This window comes from Psychrobacter sp. Ps6, assembly GCF_022129235.1.
In the GTDB taxonomy this organism is placed as follows: Bacteria; Pseudomonadota; Gammaproteobacteria; order Pseudomonadales; family Moraxellaceae; genus Psychrobacter.
The window spans coordinates 227,101-247,630 of record NZ_JADQAI010000005.1 but is presented as its reverse complement, the minus strand read 5'-3'; the positions used below and the strand labels follow the sequence as shown (position 1 = coordinate 247,630).

Annotated in this window: 16 protein-coding genes; 13 read left to right on the top strand and 3 right to left on the bottom strand. The window is 44.2% G+C overall.

The genetic code is table 11. The features are described from left to right. Nucleotides 1-126: 126 nt before the first annotated feature. The 3 genes from I3255_RS08165 to I3255_RS08155 all read left to right on the top strand — a co-directional run bounded on the left by I3255_RS08165 (nt 127) and on the right by I3255_RS08155 (nt 3,670). Complete coding sequence (locus I3255_RS08165; protein WP_238038381.1) at nt 127-1,830, top strand: fatty acid--CoA ligase; 1,704 nt, start codon at nt 127-129, stop codon at nt 1,828-1,830. A 165-nt stretch (nt 1,831-1,995) separates the two neighbouring features. Then, nucleotides 1,996-2,475, top strand: a complete 480-nt coding sequence (locus I3255_RS08160; RefSeq protein ID WP_238038380.1) for a thioesterase family protein — start codon at nt 1,996-1,998, stop codon at nt 2,473-2,475. A 199-nt stretch (nt 2,476-2,674) separates the two neighbouring features. Continuing rightward, entirely contained in the window at nt 2,675-3,670 is a 996-nt protein-coding gene (locus I3255_RS08155; RefSeq protein WP_238038379.1) for a porin, read from the top strand. 149 nt (nt 3,671-3,819) lie between these two features. Here I3255_RS08155 and I3255_RS08150 read toward each other — a convergent pair whose 3' ends face one another. After that, nucleotides 3,820-4,734 (bottom strand): LysR family transcriptional regulator, encoded by a 915-nt coding sequence (locus tag I3255_RS08150; protein ID WP_238038378.1) that lies wholly within the window; start codon nt 4,732-4,734, stop codon nt 3,820-3,822. A 321-nt stretch (nt 4,735-5,055) separates the two neighbouring features. On the opposite strand from I3255_RS08150, the gene I3255_RS08145 reads away from it, so the two are divergent. From I3255_RS08145 to I3255_RS08120, 6 genes are all read left to right on the top strand, one after another. Further along, complete coding sequence (locus tag I3255_RS08145) at nt 5,056-6,615, top strand: ABC transporter substrate-binding protein (RefSeq protein ID WP_238038377.1); 1,560 nt, start codon at nt 5,056-5,058, stop codon at nt 6,613-6,615. 53 nt (nt 6,616-6,668) lie between these two features. After that, nucleotides 6,669-7,607 carry an ABC transporter permease gene (locus tag I3255_RS08140; protein ID WP_238038376.1) on the top strand — a complete coding sequence of 313 codons (939 nt, stop codon included), beginning with the start codon at nt 6,669-6,671 and terminating at the stop codon, nt 7,605-7,607. Between the two features lie 96 nt (nt 7,608-7,703). After that, a complete protein-coding gene (locus I3255_RS08135; RefSeq protein WP_238038375.1) occupies nt 7,704-8,507 on the top strand; it encodes an ABC transporter permease in 804 nt (267 codons plus the stop codon). Further along, nucleotides 8,504-9,970 carry an ATP-binding cassette domain-containing protein gene (locus tag I3255_RS08130; protein ID WP_238038374.1) on the top strand — a complete coding sequence of 489 codons (1,467 nt, stop codon included), beginning with the start codon at nt 8,504-8,506 and terminating at the stop codon, nt 9,968-9,970. Before I3255_RS08135 ends, I3255_RS08130 begins: the two co-directional genes overlap by 4 nt. 242 nt (nt 9,971-10,212) lie before the next feature. Beyond that, on the top strand, nt 10,213-11,277 hold the full coding sequence (locus I3255_RS08125) for a 2,3-butanediol dehydrogenase (protein ID WP_238038373.1): 1,065 nt from the start codon (nt 10,213-10,215) through the stop codon (nt 11,275-11,277). Nucleotides 11,278-11,707: 430 nt separating this feature from the next. Then, nucleotides 11,708-13,414, top strand: coding sequence for a hypothetical protein (locus I3255_RS08120; RefSeq protein ID WP_238038372.1), 1,707 nt, complete (start codon nt 11,708-11,710; stop codon nt 13,412-13,414). A gap of 479 nt (nt 13,415-13,893) precedes the next feature. On the opposite strand, the gene I3255_RS08115 is transcribed toward I3255_RS08120, so the two are convergent. Beyond that, nucleotides 13,894-14,889 carry a phosphatase PAP2 family protein gene (locus tag I3255_RS08115; protein WP_238038371.1) on the bottom strand — a complete coding sequence of 332 codons (996 nt, stop codon included), beginning with the start codon at nt 14,887-14,889 and terminating at the stop codon, nt 13,894-13,896. 396 nt (nt 14,890-15,285) lie between these two features. On the opposite strand from I3255_RS08115, the gene ampC reads away from it, so the two are divergent. Continuing rightward, nucleotides 15,286-16,506: a class C beta-lactamase gene (ampC, locus tag I3255_RS08110; RefSeq protein WP_238038370.1), complete on the top strand. Its 1,221-nt coding sequence runs from the start codon at nt 15,286-15,288 to the stop codon at nt 16,504-16,506. Nucleotides 16,507-16,624: 118 nt separating this feature from the next. On the opposite strand, the gene I3255_RS08105 is transcribed toward ampC, so the two are convergent. Further along, nucleotides 16,625-17,485: a hypothetical protein gene (locus I3255_RS08105; protein ID WP_238038369.1), complete on the bottom strand. Its 861-nt coding sequence runs from the start codon at nt 17,483-17,485 to the stop codon at nt 16,625-16,627. A 251-nt stretch (nt 17,486-17,736) separates the two neighbouring features. Between I3255_RS08105 and I3255_RS08100 the strand changes: the two genes are divergently transcribed. The 3 genes from I3255_RS08100 (at nt 17,737) to accC (ending at nt 20,513) form a co-directional block, all read left to right on the top strand. Next, entirely contained in the window at nt 17,737-18,528 is a 792-nt protein-coding gene (locus I3255_RS08100) for a putative hydro-lyase (RefSeq protein ID WP_238038368.1), read from the top strand. Between the two features lie 77 nt (nt 18,529-18,605). Continuing rightward, nucleotides 18,606-19,106 carry an acetyl-CoA carboxylase biotin carboxyl carrier protein gene (accB, locus tag I3255_RS08095; RefSeq protein WP_238038367.1) on the top strand — a complete coding sequence of 167 codons (501 nt, stop codon included), beginning with the start codon at nt 18,606-18,608 and terminating at the stop codon, nt 19,104-19,106. 60 nt (nt 19,107-19,166) lie between these two features. Further along, nucleotides 19,167-20,513 (top strand): acetyl-CoA carboxylase biotin carboxylase subunit, encoded by a 1,347-nt coding sequence (gene accC / locus I3255_RS08090; RefSeq protein WP_238038366.1) that lies wholly within the window; start codon nt 19,167-19,169, stop codon nt 20,511-20,513. The last annotated feature ends 17 nt before the right edge of the window (nt 20,514-20,530 follow it).

The following is a 20,530-nucleotide window of genomic DNA, read 5'->3' as shown; positions in this document are numbered from 1 at the left end:
AGTTTAAAAGAGAGACAAGGCAACCGAGCGCAGATGTCACTGTGATACTTCAAGTGAGGTTAACGCTGTCACTCTTTTATAGAGGATTGGCTATATCAAGAACAGTTTATTATCAAGGATGACACTATGACAACCATACTCAATCAACATGACAACTACCATCAAGCCGAAGAAGCGTATGGGTTTCCGCTAATTATCAAACAGCTACTAAACCGCGCCAAAATCGCTTCTACCAACCAAACAATCAGCTACGCGGACAAAGTTACTTACACTTATGCTGAGTTTTTTAAGCGTATCAATCGCTTGGCAAATGTCCTAAAAAATATGGGATTGCAGCCAGGGGATGTGGTCGCGGTTATGGATTGGGACAGTCATCGTTACCTTGAGGCATACTTTGCAGTACCAATGTCGGGCATGATTTTGCAAACCGTTAATGTCCGTCTGTCTGAAGATAAAGTGCTCTATACCATCAATCATGCTGCACCAAAAGCGCTACTATTAAATGCTGAGTTTGAGCCGATGATCAAAGATTATCGTGACGATGCACCGTCTATTGAGCATGTGATTTGGGCTGATGATGCAGAGGATGACGATGCAGGTAGTGAGAAAGCAGGTAGTGAGAAAGCAGAGCTGCCTGACTATGTCGATGGCGAGTATGAAGCATTGTTAGCCGCGGCTAGCGATACGTTTGATTTTCCAGATTTTGATGAAAACACCATCGCGACCACTTTTTATACCAGTGGGACGACAGGCGATCCAAAAGGGGTTTTCTTTACCCATCGCCAGATCGTACTACAAACCATGGCAAGCACTTTGGCATCAGCGCTCAATGCCGAAGGTCAAGGTGCTCGCTACGACGATGTCTATATGCCAATGACGCCGTTATTCCATGTTCATGCGTGGTGCTGGCCCTATGGTGCCACCATGATAGGGCTAAATCAAGTGTATCCGGGGCGCTATCTGGCTCCAAAGCTTGTCGATTTGATCGAGGAGCACAAGGTTACGTTGTCACATGGTGTCCCAGCAATACTACAGATGCTCCTCAAAGAAATGGCCGCGCGCGGCCGTAAATTTGAGAATTTTAAACTGCTGCTAGGTGGCTCAAAGCTCAACGAAGGCTTGGCAAAGGCAGCAATCGAGTGCGGTATTGAGTTTATGTCAGGGTTTGGGATGTCAGAGTCCTGTCCTGTGCTGTCTCGAGCGGTATTTGATGACAAAACCGAGTCGATGACCCTAGAGGACAATCTCAATTATCGCTGTCTGTCAGGCTCGCCTATCATGCTGGTATCGATGGAAATCTGGGACGAGAATGGTCAACCTCAACCGATGGATGGTGAGTCGACAGGCGAGCTTGTGATACGAGCGCCGTGGCTAACCCAAAACTATTTTAAAAACCCCGATGCAGGCAATGCGTTATGGAAAGGCGGCTGGATGCATACGCAAGACATTGCCTGCATAAGCGCCAACGGTACGTTGAGCATTACCGATAGACTAAAAGACGTCATTAAGTCTGGTGGCGAATGGGTGTCCTCGCTTGAGGTTGAGACGATTCTATCCTTTCACCCAAGCGTTGCTGATATCGCGGTGATTGGTGTCCCAGATGCGCGCTGGGGTGAGCGTCCTCTCGCCTTGATTGTGCTAAAACCAGATTATGTCGATACAACATCGACAGACATCTTGGCATTGGGTCATCAAGCGGTTGAGAGAGGTCATTTGCCAAAATATGGCGTGCCAAGTGAAGTGAGGTTTTTGTCAGAGATGCCAAAAACCAGCGTCGGTAAACTCGATAAAAAACGCATGCGCTCGATGTACTCAGAAAACCTCATCTAGCCAAATAGACCTGTCACCATCACAGCGAGTTTACTAACAGAAAAGACGTATATAAACCCTAGTGTCTGCATAAATGCTAGGGATGGGAGAGGTGTGTTTCATGAGTACCCTGAGTCACACGCATCATCTATATAACAAAACTTGTCTAATGAAAAGAGAGAAACTATGGAAGCTGCGCCTACGTTCCCAGAAATACAAGAGATTGTCACAAGCGATGACAATCACCCGTTACATGGCTTTACGGTGATCTATCCTCAGCAAGTGGAATGGGGTGATATGGACTCCTTTGGTCATGTCAATAATGTGGTTTATTACGAATATGCTCAAAACGCTCGTATTTATTACAACAGGCGGCTTGGTTTATTTAACGAACAGACGTCTTCGGTGATGGCGGCCTCGTCATGTCGATATCTTAAATCGGTTGCTTATCCTGATAAGTTATGGATTGGCGTCAAGGTCAAGAAAATCGGCAACTCAAGTCTGATTCATGAATATACCTATTATAGTACAGCGCTTGAGACAGTCGTTGCGATCGGTGAGTCAGTGCTGGTCTATCTCGATAAGTTGAGTGGACAAAAAAAACCGATCGATGAGTCGCAAAAAGAAGCCATTGCAGTATTAGAGAATATTGACCAAGAAGCATAGCACCCAATAGAACATCAATTCGTTACTGACTCTTTGATGAAACAGCAGGCAATAGGTAGGAGACAATTTATAAAAAAACGCATTCACGGTTATGAAGTAAAGAGCACGTAATCGCCATTGGCATTGATAAGGATATCAACAGACAACAGGGAAGAAAAAAATAATGCTTTATACAAAAAGGCTATCTATAGGATTGGCTATGGTAGCAACCTGCGCATCTGCGCAAGCAATCGATATTGTGACGACGGGTGATACCACACTGAGTATCGGGGGTTATATCAAAGCAGAAGGGGCATTTAATTCGCCTGATGAGGGAGATTCAGAATTTAAGGGAAACTTACGCCAGTCACGTATTAATGTGAAGACGACTAAATCCATCGAGGATAAAAAGCTCACAGGCTTTATTGAAGGCGATTTTTATGGGGATTATGCGAAGGGCGGCTCCAACCTGCGCTTGCGCCATGCTTATATTCAAATGGATGATCTGACAGTGGGTAAAACGTGGAACGGTCAATTTTTGGCTGTTGCACCACTCTCTACCGAACAGCTTGATTTTTGGGGAACAGGTATCGGCACAGCCTCCGGTGGCGGCTCATACATTCGCCCAGATTTGACGGTGCATTACACTTATAAGGGACTGCGTTTTACCGCTCAAGATCCTGTGTATGACGATGCCAGCCTACCTGACATGGTGGTCAGTTACAAAGATAAGATAGCCAATCTCGACTATAATGTCGCTGTCACGGCGCGTGAAGCTGAGAACGGAGAGGATTCTGATGTGGGCGTCGGCGTGTCTCTAGCAGGCAAGTTATCGTTAGGTCAAGACTCGCTCCACGCGAGTGTCTATAACGGTAAAGGGATGGGCGCGTATTCTGTCATATGTGTGGGCGGGCCGCTTATTATGAATGGCGGTGCCGATTGTGATGCCGAAGATGGTAAATTGATCTCTCAGACAGGTTATAGCGTCGGCTACAAGCATCAGTTCTCTCAAAAACTGCGTGGCAATTTGCGTTATGGTGAGGTCAATGTCGAGGATGCGGCAGATACATCTGCCAATGTCAAAAGCGCCAACCTTATCTATGAGTACCTGCCTGATTTAGACTTGGGGATTGAGTGGCGAGAGCAAAGTGCGACGACCTTTCCATGGATGCCAGCAGGTCAGCAAATTGAAATAATGGCCAAATACGAGTTCTAAGAGTGATAAATTGAGAGGTGCGCTGTTTTTGATGATATTTATCATTTAGCTCACGATAGATTTGTCATGTTACTAAGCGCATTAAAAAACACCCCAGACATTTATCAATGTCTGGGGTGTTTTGTTTGATGAGGGGCGCTAATGGCTATCTATAAATGCTGTATCGGTTCGTCCCAATAGGGCGGCGAACCGTAATACCCTTCGATAAAGTCAATAAAACATCGGATTTTGTGTGGCAACAGTTTTCTATGGGCATACACAGCATACAATCCTAGCGTCTCGGGTTCGTAATCAGGTAACACTATCATAAGTTCCCCTTTACTCAGTGCTTCACTCGCAATAAACGTGGGCTGCAGTGCTATTCCAGCCCCAGCCACTGCAGCATTGACAAGCAAATCCCCGTTATTACTGGTTAGCTCTGAGTTTGGCTGATTGGTGGTATCTAGCCACTGATAAATATCTTCTTTGCCGTATTTTTCCATATAACTATAATGCAAATACCGATGGTTTTTTAGATCTTCAGGTTTGCTAGGCATGCCATGCTTTTTGAGATAGTCAGGGGAGGCACACAAGATGACGCGGACAGGCGCAACTTGCTTGGCAATCAGTGACGAGCTTTTGAGCTGACCGATACGAAGCGCCACATCAAATCCCTCTTCAACGATATCTACTTTGCGATCGTTCAGCTGCAAATCGACATTGACCGAAGGATAAAGTGCCTGAAAATCTGTGACCAATTTTGCCATGTGTTTTAGCGCAAAGGACACAGGCGCGCTTATTCTCAATGTACCTTTTGGGTTTTGTTGAAACCCACCTAATTTGGACTCCATATCGTCGATACTGAGCAACAATTGCTGTGCATGCTCGAAATAGTGAGTACCTGCCTCCGTCAGACTGACTTTACGAGTAGTGCGGTTCAATAAACGTATACCCAGTCGCTCTTCTAACTTTGACACATATTTACTCACCAGTTGCGGCGACAGTTGCATGGCTGTGGCGGCATTGCTAAAACTGCCCTCAATCACTACCGATACAAATGCCCGCATCGCATCAATTCTATCCATTATTCAGGTTTTCCTTACAGCGGTTATCAATATTCTCTCGTCAGTTATCTTACGCTGCTGCTTGACTCATAGTAAAGCGTGTCGCCGCACCGGAAGTATGCTCTTTTAATAGAAAACCAAATCAACTCCATTGATAGTCGTCCATTTAAAATAAATAAAGCCAATATAGAGTGTGATTTAACGTGACATATTAGCAAAGTCTTCAAATCACAAGGCAGGTTAGGGTCTATTGTGTAGCCACAAGAGAAAAAGGTTTACCCTAAATAGTTTTCGTTATAATATAACGATTTTTTTGAAATGTTATATTATAACGGAAGATATATGAAAAAAATTGGCTTGATTTCAGTATTGGTGGTGTTGGCAGGGCTGGCATGGTATGTCATCGCTGGTGCGCAAACAGCGGGCAATAACGCGACGAATACAGCGGCAAACGATGACAGTCAACAGGAGCTAATCGTGGTGACGCCGTGGGAGCTGACCTCTACTGATCCTAGTAAATCGGGATTTATTTTTCAGCGTTTACAGATTGCTGAAACGCTGGTAGATGCCAAACAAAATGCTGAGCTGCAACCCATGCTGGCGCAAAGCTGGTCAGCCAATGAGAAAGGGGATGTGTGGACGTTTGTGTTACGTGATGGCGTGAAATTCCATGACGGCTCGCCCTTGACAGCGGATGCTGTGGTAAAAAGCCTGCAGGTCGCGCTCAGCAAACCCACTGCTCTAGAGTCGGCTGCAATCTCAGACATCAAAGCCGTTGATGACAAAATAGTTGAGATCACCCTAGACAAGCCGCTGATGTCTTTCCCTGCTTATCTGGCACATGCGACCAGTATTATTTTGGCCAGCTCATCGTTTGATGAGAATAACGAGGTCACTCAGCTGATCGGTACAGGGCCATACTATGTCACCAAATTTGAACCACCACAAAAAATCGAGCAAAAAGCGTTTGCTGATTACTGGGGTGAGAAAGCCAAGATTCAGGACGTCACTTACTTAGCCAATAGTCGCAGCGAAACGCGCACCCTGCTGGCACAGAGTAAGCCCAACTATTTGGTGTTTACCTTAGATTCCGCGAGTCTAACCCGCCTAAAGCAAGACCCAAATTTACAAGTTCAGTCAAAGTCATTGGCACGTACTATCGAATATAAAGTCAATGCGGACAATCCGTTTTTTAGCGATGTGCGTGTTCGTCAAGCGCTTAGTGATGCCATTGATAGACAAGGCATTGCCCAATCTGTGATGCATACTGATAATGCGGCCGCCGCGCAAATCTTGCCACCGATATTTAAAGACTGGCAAATCAAAGTACCCACTCAAACGCCTGACCCAGCAGCCATCAAACAGCGTTTGTTAGACGCAGGTTTTACCGAAGATAGTGATGGCATGCTCCAAAAAGACGGTAAGCCCTTTACATTTACTTTACGCACATTTTCAGATCGTCCTGAATTACCCATTATCGCCACCGCCTTACAAGCACAGTGGAAAAAAATCGGCGTCGATGTGGATGTGTCCGTGGGTAATTTTTCAGAGATTCCATCAGGCCATCAAGACGGCACGCTGGAGATGGGACTCTATGCGCGTAACTACGGCATGACGCCTGATCCAGTCGGTTCACTAGTAGAGGATTTTGACCCACAAGGCAGCGATTGGGGCGTGATGAATTGGCAAAATCCAGAGCTGACCAAGCGTTTATTGACACTTGAGACGACCAAAGGCAATGATGTGGCGACCAAGCAACGCGTCTCGCAAATCATCTTTGATGAGCGTCCTGTTGTACCTGTGGTGTACTACCAACAAAATGCCGCTGCACACAAGTCACTAAAAGGCTTAGAAATCGATGGTTTGGAGCGAGACTTTTATTTAAACAAGTTGTCTTGGTAAGCCGTTTTTACTGCGCTTTTTTTTATAACACTAAAAAATTGTAATGGATAACTATGTTTAAATATATTGCTCATCGAGTGCTGCAACTGCTCTTGGTTATCTGGTCGGTTGGTACATTGACCTTTGTACTGACCCGCAGCTTACCCGGTGATATGGCGTACCGTATCGCCGCCAGTCGCTACGGTTATGACCAGACCGATGCCGCCGCCGCTGCCCTGGTGCGCTCAGAGCTTGGTTTGGATCAACCGTGGTGGCAAAGCTACTTTGATTGGTTGCTTGATTTGGTTCAGTTCAATCTTGGGCACTCCTTGGTTAGCGGCGAGTCAGTATGGGCTGAGATTGCGCATCAGTTCGGGCACACGCTGTCCTTAGCGCTAGCGGCGTTGGTGATATCGATTTTTATCGGGCCGCCGCTTGGCCTGCTTGCCGCACAAAAACCCAATCGCTGGTTTGATCGTCTGACGTTGGTGGTCAGTACCGTACTGCGCTCTGTGCCTATCTTTATTATCGGTATCGCGCTCATCACTCTGCTCGCGGTCCAAATAAAATGGCTGCCCGCTGCAGGTTATGGCACGCCGCAACATTATATTTTACCTGCATTGACCTTGGCAATTGGGCTGTCTGCGGTGTCGGTTCGCGTGAGTCGCCATGCGATGGTACAGGTACAAACGTCTGAATATTATGATTTTGCCAAGCTTAAAGGACTGAATAAATGGACGGCGTTTTGTCGGCATGGTTTACGTAACGTGACCATTCCGATTTTGGCTTATCACTCAGTACAGCTCGTGTATTTGGTTGAAGGGGTGGTGATTGTGGAGAGTTTGTTTGCTTGGCCTGGTAGTGGTCATGCGTTGGTGCATGCCATCGTCGCGCGTGATGTGCCGATGATACAAGGCACCGCGCTGATTATGGGCGGTATGTTTGTGGTGCTCAACATGGTGGTGGATTTGCTCAGTGGGTTGATTGATCCGCGTATTGATTTGGCACGTTAATCATTACTGCCAAAGCTATTGTCAAAACGCTTTATCACAGAATGGCAATCACGAACTTAAGCCATAAACTGAAGCCACATAAGGAATTATGATTTTATGACTATTTTTAGCGGGGTTCATGCCCTACAACCAGTACAAAAATTTGGCGGGCTACTACTTATCTTGTTATTGGTGTTTGCGTTTTTGCAGCCGCTGTACTATCCGATAGATGCTGACATACAAGACCTTGGTAATATGCTGCAATCGTCCAGTGTCAGCCATTGGTTTGGCACCGATCATTTTGGTCGAGATATGCTGGCACGCGTCGCGTCAGCCATTCGTTTGTCGTTTTTGCTGATTGTCCTATCAGTGGGTTTTGCCCTATTTTTTGGACTATTGATGGGTGTGCTTAGCGGCTATTTTGGTGGCTGGGTGGATCAGATATGCACGTTTTTGTGTGACATTATCATGGCGCTACCGGGGCTGCTATTTGTCTTATTGTTTGCAGCAATTGCGCCTAATACCTTTTGGTCGCTGTATCTGGGTATTTCTTTGGTGCTTTGGGTTGAGTTCTTTCGCATGGTGCGTGCCATGACCCAAACCATTGCCAGTAGCCGCGAGATCGAAGCCTCGCGTTTGATGGGTATGGATTTTTTCTATTGTTTTAAACGGCATTTTTTACCCAAGATTTTGCCCGTTGTTGCCACTCTAAGTGCTTTTGCAGCAGGTAATGCGGTGCTCGCGCTTGCTACGCTAGGCTTTATTAATGTTGGTTTGCGTCCACCGACCGCTGAGCTGGGGCTGATGATGACGGAGCTGTTCCCGTATTATTATCAAGCGCCGTTTGTGTTTCTTCAGCCTATTATTGCCGTCTTTATTTTGGTATTAAGCCTACAATTACTCTCAGGAAAAATGAAATGATCGCGCATACTACAGGAGACAATGCTCCCAATGTTGATAAGGCCGCCACAAATGTATTGGTAAAAACGGACGACTTGGCGGTATTTACCAAGTCTGGGCTGGGTTTGGTCGAGCCCATCAGCGTTACGTTATATAAAGGCCAAAATCTGACCATTTTGGGTGAAACAGGCTCGGGTAAAAGTTTGCTAGCGCAAGCCATCATGGGTGCATTGCCTGATGAGCTGGTGAGCCGCGGCGATATTTTGATCGAAAACCAAGCGTTGACCAAGCTGCAGCTGCGTGCGTATTGGGGTCGCCGCATGGCGATGCTGCCACAAGAGCCAAGTCGTTCGCTGAATCCTACGATGGACGTGCTCAGTCAAGTATGGGAGAGCCTGTATTTTGTCGCCAAGCAAGACAACAAGGTCAGTAAGCAATTGGCACAAGAGAAGATAGAGACGCTCGGGCTGGGCAAATTTGCCGATTACTATCCGCATGAGCTGTCAGGCGGTATGGCGCAGCGTGCGTCTTTTGCGATTGCCACCTCGGGCGGCGCGTATATTGTCATCGCGGATGAGCCGACCAAAGGCTTAGATGAGACTAACAAACAAGCGGTGATTACCCTGCTCAAAAACGTCGCCCGCGATGGAGGTACGTTGCTTACCATCACCCATGATATCGATGTGGCAAGGTCACTGAGCGTGGGTGCTGATGATCGCATCATGGTGATGAAAAAAGGCAAACTGCTTGAGCAAGGTAAAGGCGAACAGGTACTCAATCAACCGACATCCGACTATGCCAAACAACTCATCGCAGCTGCCCCTGATAATTGGTCCGCAAAAAAGAACGCCGTTATCAAAGAGCAGCCCTTGTTAACCGTCAAAGACGTGAGCTTAGCGCGTGGTACACGGGTGTTGTTTGAGGGGTTAAGTTTTCGTCTCAAGCGTGCTGAGGTGCTTGGCGTGATTGGTGGCAGCGGAATTGGCAAAAGCTCATTAGGAGACGCTCTCTGCGGACTGTTGCAGCCTGCCAGCGGCTCCATCTCGTGGCAACATAAACCCAAGCGCCATCAAGTGCTCAAGCTGTACCAAGATCCGCCTGCTGCTTTTGCCTCGCATGTACCACTGCAAACTCTGTTAAATGATGTGATCCGCAAGCATCGGTTAGATGCCAGCCGTGTACCTGAATTGCTAGATAAGCTAAAGCTGGATAAGCAGATCTTAACCCGCACAGCGCTGAATGTCTCGGGCGGGGAGTTGCAACGCGTTGCGATTTTGCGCGCACTGCTTTTTAATCCTGTGTTGCTGTTCGCCGATGAGGTCACCTCTAGGCTCGATCCCATTACCCAAAAAGAAACGCTTGATTTACTGGTGGCGCAGTGCCAAGCGCAGCATTGCACGCTGGCGATGGTCAGTCACGATCATCACATCATGCGCCATTACTGTCATCAAGTGATTGATTTGGAGGATTTTACCAAGTTGTAATGGCTGTTAAAAAATAAGCAACTGTTGATATTTTTTATAAAAGACGAGTTGATTTCATTGTTTTAACGTCCGTTCCTAACGATATCAATAGCTTGGCTGGGCGTATGCAGTAGCGTTACTTTCGCTTAACAACTACATACGTGGCCATCGTTGACAGCCCAACTTTAATCTGGGCATGATGGTGGCGAGTAACCCTCATTGCAGCATATTAACCACGACTAGACTTATCAAAGGAGCATGATATGAAAGCGGCACGTTTTTATGACAAAGGTGATATCCGTATTGAAGACATCCCAGAGCCTACCGTTGAGGCGGGTACGGTCGGTATCGACGTGGCATGGTGCGGTATTTGCGGCACGGACTTGCATGAGTTTATGGAAGGACCTATTTTTATCCCGCCATGTGGTCACCCGCATCCCATCTCAGGCGAGTCCGCACCCATCACCATGGGGCATGAGTTCTCGGGCGTGGTCTACGAAGTCGGCGAGGGTGTCGATGATATTGAGGTCGGTCAGCACGTGGTGGTTGAGCCGTATATCATCGCCGATGACGTCTCTACCGCTGAAGGGGAGAACTATCATTTATCAGAAAACATGAACTTTATCGGTCTAGGCGGACGTGGTGGCGGTTTGTCCGAAAAAATCGCGGTCAAACGCCGTTGGGTACATCCGATCTCAAACGATATTCCACTAGACCAAGCCGCTCTGATTGAACCTTTATCGGTCGGCTATCATGCCTTTGTCCGTAGCGGCGCAAAAGAAGGCGATGTGGCATTGGTCGGCGGCGGCGGCCCCATCGGTCTATTGCTATCCTCAGTGCTCAAAGCCAAAGGTTTGACGGTTATCTTGACCGAGCTAAGCGCTAAGCGTAAAGAAAAAGCCAAAGACAGCGGCGTTGCCGATTATATACTGGATCCTACCGAAGTCGATCTCAAAGAAGAGGTGATGAAAATCACTGACAATCGCGGCGTAGACGTGGCGTTTGAATGTACCAGTGTCAATGCGGTGCTCGACTCATTGGTTGAGCTGACCAAACCTGCTGGCGTGGTGGTGATTGTCTCTATCTGGAGCCATCCTGCAGAAATCAGCGTCCACAGCGTGGTAGTGAAAGAGCTGGATATTCGCGGCACCATTGGCTATGTCAACAACCATAAAGACACCATTAAGTTGGTCGAAGATGGTTTGGTCGATCTTGAGCCATTTATTACGCAGCGCATCAAATTAGATGATTTGATTTCAGAAGGGTTTGAAACGCTGATTCACAACAATGAATCTGCGGTGAAAATTATCGTGAATCCAAATCTATAAGTGATATATCTGAATAAAGTTGGCTTTGTAAAGTGATAGCCAATGATAACAAAAAAAGCGCCATCTTATTAGAGTGGCGCTTTTTCTTTGATTGTAAATTTTTTTTGAGAACACGCATATTGTGAAAGAGGATAAATGCTATAGTCAAGAATAGTTATTCTTCTAGCATAGTGCAATCAAAGAATATTGTATGAATAAATAGAAAATCTAGACTCAATAGAACTACTAAATAAAAGGCTTTGATTGCATCCAAAGCCTTGGCATCATATTACCTAGATTTGATAATAAACAATAATGTTATGGGCTTGTTATCCATACAAATCCGTTAAATCGTGGGCACAAAATAGCTAGCTCATCTACCTACGTTGCTAATTCTATCTAGCTATTTTGTACCGCATATAGTATGGGTATATATTTTTTGGGTTTATATATGAAACGAAATGATAGTATTCAATTCAATAATAATGTTGTCGATGTAACTCAACGTCTTATTCAGGGTTATAATGGAATATTAGAAGATATTTTTGAAAGAAATGAGGTTAAATTACCTGAGAAATTAGACCCTAGAGCAGCTGAGATGTTTGTTTATATGTCTGCTCATATGTCTTTAAAAATTGATGAGAAAGCTGAAGTATACGAAGACTATACAAATGCTATTAATTGTTTAGTGCTTTCAGATTGTCTAACTGTTTGTGAAAAATCTAATATACCTTCAAATTTTGATCCACCAACGTCGCCCGACTCTTGGGTTAAGTCTGCATTCACACTTCAGATGATTGCTGAATTAAACCGAGAACAAACATCTAGAATAGTTAATGGGATGTGGAAATTTTTTTACGATAAAGAAAAAGACAAAATGCATGCTTGCTTGACAAAATCTAAAAGAAAGTCTGTTCTGATGTCTCTAGACTCTACAGCTAAGAAAGATTATTTTAACTCTTTACTATCTTCTGACCATAATTTTGATGATCTTGATTCACAATATTATGCTTATAGTAATTCTTCAGATTATTTAACATATTTGACTCAATCTGAACCAGAGTCTTGGAAAGTATTTTCAGAAACGTTAGGAGTTTCGGTAGACGTTTTATCTGCATTAGCTGGTTTTTTGGTGTTTTTAGACTTTGCTTCTAAAGAAGTAAACCACTCATTCTGGTACGATGAACAGTTTTTAGAAACATTATACGTTATTTATAGTCAAGCATGGCCAAAACATGGTGTTATTTTAAACGGAAGGATCGTTGAATTAATCTCCATGTTTGCAATGAAACCAAGTGAATCATCAAGATATTTACTGCCTATTCCCTTTTATAAACTTCATGGTAAGTTTCTTAGAAACCCAGCGTTTATTAAGTTTCAGGATATATCTATTGGTTTACTTACTATTCTAATTAGAAATAACGAAAATCTTTGGAGTAAAACATTAGGGTCAACTTTAGCTAAAGCAGCAGATCAAATTTTATCGACATTACCAAAATTTCCTAATATTAAGGCGGCAGTTAGAAAAAAATTCAACGGTGGTGATATTGATCTAGCTTTGTATGATATTAACACAGGCCATATGTTATCAATCGAGATAAAAACTGTATATGACAAACATAAAGTAGACAGCTTGCTTCACCGCTTTGTCAACTCAAAAGTAAACCTTCCAAAAGCTATAAAACAAATACGACAAACAGACCATATTATTTCTAGTGGTAGCGTCAACATGAAAGATATATTTGGCGAAAACTTAAACCAACCGATAAAAGTACATAATATGTTATTAACTTGGTTTGATCCTATAGATTTAACTATTGGTACGCCAGATGATGATATATTCAGCTTAAACTTTACTATTTTAAGAATGATGCTAACTTTATCTGAGGGTGATTTGGAATTGCTGACAAGATCAGTTCATGAATTGAGAAATATCTGGTTGCTTTCACGAGATAGAGATTTAGATTTAGGTCAAGAGAGCTTAGATTGTTATCTTGAAGAGCAGGTTAATATTATTGACCTTAGAGAGGACTTATCTACTTTGGATTTATCAAAAATTACCATGAAAGTCTTAAATTTATTTACATCTCTTAGTGATGTTAAAGAAGATAATAACTACTATTCTTACTTTAAGGATACTCAAGATGTTTTGTCTTAGTTGTATAAATTACTAAAGAGCGGTCACGGTGTTAATAGCTATACTTAATCACTTGGCGCTTCCCATTCTTATGGTATTTTAGCATTGAACTTAGGATCACAACCATTTTTATACTACAAGCAATGATAGTAAATTTTTAGGTTTGTCAGCAGATATCAAAAGCTGATAAGTTGAATTAAAAGCAGGGTTTTATCGAATGACTGACATAATGCCACTTTCGTTAATAACCAGAAAAGTTGTTCTAACTTGATTTTGTCTATCTTTAAATTATCCAAGAATTTTATATAGTTCACTTTTACGATTTATTGATATGACTCACATTATCAATGTTAAACTCACTGACCCAACTTATCAAACCATAAATTTTACACTTTAATCAAAGCCAATCAGTACATAGGAATAAGATATGTTCTATTGCCAAAAATAGAGTAGACCTTATGTTGTTATGGCATCAAAAAGTACTGTAGTCTCCACTACTACTACCCAAGCAGCGGAAATTGATAAATATTGGCATACACAAAGATAGCGATAAAAATACTCACAACACTAAACCATAGCATATACACCGACCCTTTCGACCACGACACACGCCAATCGATTTTACCTCGGGCGGTCAGCCATTCCATCATACTAATGGCAATCGTCAGCCATAACGTCCCCACCAAAAACCCACCCATCACATCGCTCAGGTAATGCTCATTGAGTACGATTCGGCTTAACCCTATGAACAGGCATAATAAAACCGCGAGCGATAATATCCGCACTTGTCGAATAAAGCTTTGGCTAAAACGAATCGCCATATAAGCAAGAAATCCATACAGCGCAATACTAATAGTCGCATGACCACTTGGGAACGAGTAAGTATGTTCCATCAGCAAAATATCAATCGGTCGCGACCGCTGAAAAGCCATCTTGCTCAAAAACGTAAAAGTAGTACTACCGATGGTTGAGATTAGGAGACCGACCAAAATATAAGGCTGGCGCACGACCGCGCAGAGGATTGCCGTCAACAGAATAATTAAGCAAGTAATCGGTGTAGAGCCCAAACTGGTGATAAAAACAAAGGCAGGCACGATGCTCGAATCTTGTAACACGCTCATATGCTGCGACACAAACAGATCGGTGGTCACAATAGAGTCCGCGTTCACCACATCCTCGACCAAGCCTGCAAACAGCGCCAAAATATATATATTTAAAAGTGTCAAAATGGTGAGAATCAGACCAGAAAAATGACCACGAGCAAAACGCTTGGTAATAAATCCAAACATTGCTGGGTATTTTTGCTGTAGACCTACCATCAGTGGTAGGCGTGCGATATGTCTGCGCAGCCAAAAATCGACACGAGAAATCAATCCCAATATTCGCTTACCATAGCGAATCATGAGGTGCTGTATCAGCCATAACAGCGCTATCGTCAAAATAAGCACCATGCCTAAGCTGATGAGCTGAGGGTGTTGTTCAATGAGCGCAATCATGGATAGCTTATTCCTTTATCGTGGCTGATATGGCATTGAATAATGCGCTTATCATCTTGTCTACTATGTCGGTTGGTTGGATACAGGGATTGAGACTATAGATGACGTGGTTGATAACGCCTAGTCTGAATAATCGGCTGATACTGTAACAGACCACGCGCTCATTGCTGTCTGATTTTCTTTACGGTGTGTCGTTATTTGAGCGTTGTGCGCCATTTATTACTGTTTTTGCGTAAGTGCTAATAAGTACTAACGTAAGTACTAACGTAAGTACTAAGAGGACATTGGCGCTAAAAACATAAAGTGTAAAAAACAACGTGATAAATGACCGTAAAAGCTGCTACCTTTAGTAGCCAACCCTTTCACAATTAAATAGACGGCATTAATAAATTACTTATGAACGTATTTACATCAACACTGACTGCTCAAAAACCATCTATGCAAAAACCGCTCCTTGGCCTAACGCTGAGCGTATTGCTATCGACATTACTGATATCTGAAACGGCGCAAGCCGCCAGTGCTAATGCTCGCTTAGAGAAAGAAGTGGATAAGCAGGCCAAACAGTTGATGAGCCAATATCAGATCCCCGGTATGGCATTTGGAATCATCATCGATGGTAAATCACATTTTTATAACTATGGTTTGTCTGACAAGCAGCGCAACCAGCCTGTGTCAGAGCACACAATTTTTGAGCTGGGTTCTGTGAGCAAGACCTTTGCGGCCACTTTAGCCAGTTATTCAGAATTAAATGGCACCTTGTCACTCGATGATACCGCAGACAAGTACATTCCCTACCTAAAAAACAGTGCTATTGGTAATACAAAGCTCATCAGCTTGGGTACGTATAGCGCAGGCGGATTGCCATTACAGGTGCCTGAAAACATTGAGAATAATAAGGAGCTGCTGCAATATTACAAATCTTGGCAACCTAAGTTTCCTATCGACTCAACCCGTCTGTATTCCAATGCCAGTATCGGACTGTTCGGCCATCTATCTGCCCTTAGTATGAATGATGACTACACCAAACTCATAGAAAACACCGTGTTGCCATCGCTTAAGATGACCAATACCTTTGTCAATGTCCCTGCGGATAAAATGGAGGATTATGCCTTTGGTTATAACAAGGCAGGCGAGCCAATCAGAGTCAACCCCGGTATGCTAGATGCAGAAGCGTACGGTATCAAATCAACCAGTGCCGATATGACACGCTTCATGGCGGCGAATATGGGGCTGGTAACGGTAGATAGTCAAATGCAGCAAGCACTTGAGAACAATAGAAAAGGCTACTATCAAACAAAATACTTTACGCAAGGGCTGGCTTGGGAGATGTATTCGTTACCGACGACGTTGCAGATGTTGTTAGATGGCAATTCAACAGAGGTTATTTTAAACCCTCAAGCTATCCAAGTGAATGAGCCACCAACGCCTGTGCTGAATGATATGTGGGTCAATAAAACAGGGTCGACGAATGGATTTGGGGCTTATATTGCGTATGTACCTGCGAAAAAAACAGGTATTGTCATTTTGGCAAACAAGAACTATCCGAATACAGAACGAGTCAAAGCCGCGTATACGATATTAGACCGTGCGCTGAACGGTGAAGCATTGAATGAGTGATTTATAGTTATTACATTAGGTAGCGTTATAGTAGACAAAGAACCCGATAAGCAGGAGTGCTTATCGGGTTCTTTATGCTTAGGGCGTAATATTTAGTTCTGGGTTTAAAGCCCAGTTTTTAGGAGCAGCCTTCGACCAGATAAATCGCTTCTGGAATGCCGATATCAATACTTTCTACGTCACCTTGTAATGCGCGTTTATTTTCTACCGTCCATTCAGTCTCGCTAATAGTGTTATTACTGAGCTTTTGACCACCTTTGATATGATATTCAACTTGAATCGGTAAGGTGTCATTAGCGTTATTAAGCTTAATATCTTCTTCTTTTAAGAGTGTGCCCGCATCTGCGTCGCCAGTCACAATAAAGTTGACGTTTGCAATCAGATTATAAAAGTCACCATCCACCGCATATTTATCAACCTCATAAGTAAGACTGTCACCATGCGCGCTCATCACCGCTGTTACCGCATCACCGACATGAACGCCCGTATAAAACGGCGTTTCTGAATCTCGAATCGTAATCAGTACTACTTTGCCATCTATCACTTGATATAGGACAGATGCACGTTTGCCATAAGCTTGATCCATGTAATACTGTTTTGGATCGCTCACATAGTAGCATTGCTCATTGTCACTCTCTTGTTTGGTTAGGCCTAACTCCGCCAAAAGCGCGGGAGTAACTACTTGCCCAAAGCTCAGTTTTTGATAGCCTGATGGAATCACCATTTGGTCATCAGGCGGGCTTGTTTCGGCAGTGATAGGCTCTTTATCTATTGCAGTTTCATTATTATTAGCAGTAACGGGCACGGATGTATCCGTCTGTGAGGCTGCTGTATTCTTATCCATTTGCGCTGCATTGTCATCAGTGGTTGAGGATTGTGAGTCACAGCTGGTGAGTAGTGATACGCCACCTACCAGACAGGCAGAAAACAATAGCGATTTCATTTTTGTAGATAACAAGGGCTTATGAGAATCAAACATGGTCATGCTCCTAAAGGTCGCCGATATATATGAGATGGCTTTCATATAACGGCTCTCATATATCGCACGCTGTCATTATTAAGCGGTCACTAATATTGTAGTGGTTAACGCATGACTCAGCACGATATAAAGCATGGTGTTTTTTGTAACAGTTTGAAGCCAAATCAATCACATCAATTTATATTTGTTAGGATGCTTTTATTAGACAATAGCTTACTATTTTTTAGTATGACGCATAAAAAGGAACAACCATGCCAGACATAGGGAACTTGTCACCACAAGAAGTCAGGGCGCTGATCAGAAATAACAAAATAGACAAACCTACCTCTGGCATGTGCAAAGGTCACGTCCAAGCCAACTTGGTCATCGTGCCCAAAGAGTTGGCTTATGACTTTTTATTGTTTGCACAAAGAAATCCCAAGCCTTGCCCTGTGTTAGACGTCACCGATATTGGCAGTGCTGAGCCAAAGCTAATGGCAAAAGGGGCTGATCTCAGATCTGACCTATCGAGATATAGAATATACCAACATGGTGAGTTGGTCGATGAAGTATCAGACTTAACAGACTATTGGCGCGATGATTTGGTCTGCTTTCTTTTAGGCTGTAGTTTCTCTTTTGAGACGGCGATGTTGAGTGCCTCCATCCCCATCAGACACATTGAAGACAACCACAATGTACCGATGTACATCACTAATATAGAAACAGAGCCTGCTGGAAAATTTCACGGAAAAATGGTGGTCAGTATGAGACCGATACCTTATCCGTTAATCACAAAAGCAGTGCAAGCCACTTCACGTTTTCCGCAAGTGCATGGCGCACCCATTCATATCGGCGATCCCAGCCTAATCGGTATTAAAGACATCAGTTCTCCAGACTTTGGCGATCCATCAACCATAAAAGCAGGCGAAGTGCCCGTATTTTGGGCGTGCGGTGTCACGCCGCAGAGCATCGCCATGACCAGTCGTCCTGAGCTGATGATTACTCATGCACCGGGGTATATGTTTATTTGCGATCCTAAGGATGAAGACTTAGCAGTCTTATAAACCATCATATTTGTTTTGATTTTACGCCAGTTGTTTCAAGCCAACTTTTTATAAAAACTAAAGGAATAGTGTCCAATATGAATATCAATTTTGATGATTTAGAGAAGCTGATAAAAATCGCAGAAAACGCCGATATACAATCGTTAGAGGTGACCGACGGTGACGCACGCATCGCTATTGTGTGTCATTCTGCTGAGCAACATACAAGCCAACCGTCTGCCAGCACTACCAGCAACGCACCCAATAAGCAACAGGCCACGCTTGCATCTAGTGATAATGATAATAACAAACACGAAAATGATATAAGTGATGAGGAGCGTGTCGATGCGCCGCAAAAAAATGACATATCAGCGCCGATGTTGGGCACGTTTTATCGGCGTTCTGAGCCTGACGCCGATGAGTTTGTCAGCATAGGCGATCAGGTCGAAGTCGGGCAGACGCTTTGTATCATTGAAGCCATGAAAATGATGCATGAGGTCAAAGCAGAGACGGCGTGCATTATCAAAGATATTCTGATTGAGGAAGGGGATATCGTCGAATACGGTCAGGCTTTGTTCGTCACTGAACCTGCAAGCTAGCCTAGAAACTAACTAGCAGTGGTTTAATAAACATCTGATTTCTCTTTTTTAGGAAAATATATGCTCTCTAAAATCTTAATCGCTAACCGTGGCGAGATTGCATTACGTATCATTCGGGCTTGCAAACAGTTAGGTATTGGGTCAGTCATCGTGTATTCAGAAGCAGATAAAGATTCCTTGCCGGTACGTTTGGCGGATGAAAAGGTCTGTATTGGCCCTGCTAATGCGGCAAAAAGCTATCTGAACCAAAGGGCGATTGTCTCTGCGGCCAAAATGACACAGGCGCAAGCCATTCACCCCGGTTATGGGTTTCTGTCAGAAAATGCAGATTTTGCAGCATTGGTAGAAGCATCAGGCATTCAGTTTATAGGCCCAACCGCTGACAACATACGCACCATGGGCGACAAGGTGGCGGCCAAGGCACAAATGGTTGCGGCTGGCGTGCCTTGTGTGCCTGGTTCTGAGGGCGCGCTGCCAACCGACTCTAATGCTGTCATACAGATTGCCAATGATGTGGGCTATCCTGTCATTATCAAAGCCGCAAGCGGTGGCGGTGGTCGCGGCATGCGTGTCGTTGAAAAACAAGCCGATCTGCTATCTGCCATCTCCTTGACCCAAACCGAAGCCAAAGCCAACTTTGGCAGCGCCGTGGTTTATCTTGAAAAATACCTGCAGCTGCCGCGCCATATCGAAATACAAGTGCTGTCTGATACCCATGGTCATGCCATCTATCTGGGTGAGCGCGATTGCTCGATGCAGCGCCGCCATCAAAAGGTCATTGAAGAAGCACCTGCACCTGGGATTACCGACGAGCAACGGCAGCAGATAGGCGAGGCGTGTGCCACGGCTTGCCAGCAGATGGGTTATAGAGGGGCGGGGACGTTTGAGTTTTTGTACGAAAACGGCGAATTTTTCTTTATTGAGATGAATACGCGGGTGCAAGTGGAGCATACCATCACTGAGATGGTGACAGGCGTTGATATCGTGCGTGAGCAAATACGCATTGCCGCAGGGCTGCCGCTCGCGTACCAGCAGCAAGACATCACCATCAGTGGTCATGCTTTTGAGTGTCGCATCAATGCTGAAAACCCAAAGACCTTTTTACCCAATGCAGGACATATCAGCTATTGCCACCTGCCTGCAGGCTTTGGCGTCAGAGTGGACAGTCATATCGAGTCGAACTACACCGTGCCACCCACTTACGACAGTTTGATTGCCAAAATATGTGTACAAGATGAGTCGAGAGCGCAAGCAATCACCAAGATGCAAGGGACATTGTCAGAAGCGCAGATCACGGGTATTGATACCAATATTGGGTTGCATCAGCGTTTGTTTACCGATAAAGGGTTCTGTGAGGATCAAATGAGCATTCATTATTTAGAGCAATGGATCAAAGAAAATATATAAAACAGCTGTTCATAACA